Origin of the sequence: Ilyobacter sp. (assembly GCF_041583315.1) — a bacterium.
Lineage (GTDB): Bacteria > Fusobacteriota > Fusobacteriia > Fusobacteriales > Fusobacteriaceae > Ilyobacter.
This window is the reverse complement of the sequence record NZ_JBFHGC010000430.1, coordinates 1-2525: the sequence shown is the minus strand read 5'-3', so window position 1 is coordinate 2525 and position 2525 is coordinate 1. Positions and strand designations below refer to the sequence as shown.

Sequence of the window (2525 nt, the reverse complement as noted above, 5' to 3'; positions counted from 1 at the left end):
GACACTGTCCATTCCCTGTTTTTGATTATCTCACTGCAAGTGTAATCAAAATACTCTCTGTCCTTCATAGCAGCTTCTCCCGCTGCCTGGGCAAGCCTGTCCAGAGGATATGAGTTGAAGGAATCCTTGACTCTTACGAGGCCCTCTATGAGTTCAGTGTCTCCTATTGCAAATCCCACTCTCATACCTGCCAGAGACCTTGATTTTGAGAAGGTCTGTACAATGAGAAGGTTTTTATATTTGCCGATGAGTTCTATGGCAGATTTCCCACCGAAGTCCACATACGCCTCATCTACCACCACTAGATTTTCAGGGTTTTTTGTGAGGATCTCTTCGATGACAGATAGTTCCACCCCTATACCTGTGGGAGCATTGGGATTTGGGAAGATTATGTTTCCGTCTAGACCCAGGTAATCTTCTGTCTCCATCTGAAATTTATAGTTTAAGGAGATAGGCTGATAATCTATCTCATAAAGTCCGCAGTATACAGGATAAAAGCTGTATGTGATATTTGGAAAATAAAGTTTTTTGTCTTTGAAAAACGCCATGAATACATGAGCCAAGACCTCGTCAGAACCGTTTCCTGCAAATACATTTTCAGATTCTATGTTATAGAACTCTGCGATGGCATTTTTTAGTTCTGTGCTTTCAGGATCCGGGTATTTTTTCAGCTGTGTCCCTATAGCCTGATGTATACTTTCTATTACCTTAGGAGAAGGCGGGAACGGGTTTTCATTTGTATTTAGTTTTACTATATCGATTTCATTGAGCTGTTCTCCTGGTACATAGGGAGTCAGACTCTTGGTAATATTACTCCAAAATTTCATGATTATTCCTCCTCAAATCTTATTCTGATAGAGTTGCTGTGAGCCGTAAGACCTTCACTGTCTGATATTTCCAGGATGGTATCCTTTACCTCTTTCAGTGCTTCCTTAGAATAATAGATTACCGAGGTCTTTTTTATGAAATCGTCCACCGACAAAGGAGATGAAAATTTAGCTGTTCCGTTTGTAGGGAGAGTGTGGTTTGGTCCTGCATAGTAGTCTCCCAGAGGTTCAGGGGTATTTTCCCCTACAAATATTGCTCCGGCATTTTTTATTGAATTTATATAGAGGAAGGGCTCAGCTACCATGAGCTCTAGATGCTCTGTTGCGATGTCATTTGCCATCTCTATCGCTTCATCTATATCCTTTGTTATGATGATTCTTCCGTAATTTTCAAGGGCTTTTTCCGCTATCTCTCTTTTGGAAAGTTTAGCCAGCTGTATGTCTACCTCTTTTGACACTTTTTCTGCCAGCTTCTCACTTGGAGTTACCAGTACAGAAGAGGCCAGTTCGTCGTGCTCTGCCTGAGACAGAAGGTCAGCGGCTATATATCTTGGGTTGGCTGTATCATCTGCTATGATGAGGATCTCGCTAGGCCCTGCGATCATATCTATATCTACTATTCCGTAGACCTGCTTCTTGGCAAGTGCCACATATATATTCCCTGGTCCAGTTATCTTATATACCTTAGGTACAGTCTCAGTACCATAGGCCAGAGCAGCCACTCCCTGGGCTCCTCCTATTTTGAATATCCTGTCCACTCCTGCTATTCTTGCAGCCACCAGGATGTTGTCCATGATTTCTCCGGTTTTTCCAGGAGGAGTTATCATAGTCAGTTCCTGTACTCCAGCTACCTTTGCAGGTATGGCATTCATTAGTACCGTAGAAGGATAAGGTGACTTTCCTCCAGGGACATAGATTCCCACTTTTTCTATGGGATTTATTAGCTGCCCTGTTATTCTTCCCTTTAGGGCATTATCCATAAATGAATTTCTTTTTTGCTTTTCATGGAATTTTCTGATACTGTTTCCAGCTTCTGTCAGTGCATCTTTGAGAGAATCAGGTGTCCTTTCCCAGGCCCTGTCCATCTCTTCTTTTGTGACTTCCATTTTTTCCAGCACGGCACCGTCAAATTTTGCAGTATACCCAAGTACTGCTTTATCCCCGTTTTCCTTTACGTTTTTTACTATCTCCTCTACTGTGACATTGATATCCTTGTAGTCGAGATCACCTCTTGAGAGTATTTCTGCCTTTATGGCATCATACTCTGAACTTCTCAGTATTTTCATTAAAGCTCCCCCTTTATATCCCCTAGCACTTTTTCTATAGTTTCATTTTTAAACTTATAGCTGACTTTGTTTACTATTATCCTGGCACTTATATCTTCTAGCTTTTCTATGATCTCTAGATTATTTTCCTTTAGTGTGGCACCGGTTTCTACTATATCTACGATGGCATCAGAAAGTCCTACAATTGGAGCTAACTCTACAGAGCCGTTTAATTTTATAAGCTCTACTTTTCTCTCTATTTTTTCAAAATGGTTTCTCGAATAGTTGATGTATTTGGTGGCTATTTTCATGGTTCTGTTGCTGCTGGCCTTCCATCCTTTGGGAGCGGCTATGGCGAAATAACATTTTCCGAAACCAAGATCGAGCATATCATATACATCTGATTCACTTTCTAAAAGGACATCTACTCCTG

General features: G+C 41.2%; 3 protein-coding genes. All 3 read right to left on the bottom strand.

The features are described 5' to 3' along the window. Window positions 1-827 (bottom strand): histidinol-phosphate transaminase (locus tag ABZA26_RS12510; RefSeq protein WP_372714847.1); only part of this gene is annotated, 827 nt, incomplete at its 3' end. A 2-nt stretch (window positions 828-829) separates the two neighbouring features. Then, a complete protein-coding gene (gene hisD / locus ABZA26_RS12505) occupies window positions 830-2113 on the bottom strand; it encodes a histidinol dehydrogenase (protein ID WP_372714846.1) in 1284 nt (427 codons plus the stop codon). Continuing rightward, window positions 2113-2525, bottom strand: a 413-nt coding sequence (hisG, locus tag ABZA26_RS12500; protein WP_372714845.1) for an ATP phosphoribosyltransferase, incomplete at its 5' end; no start/stop codon positions are given. The genes hisG and hisD, both read right to left, overlap by 1 nt.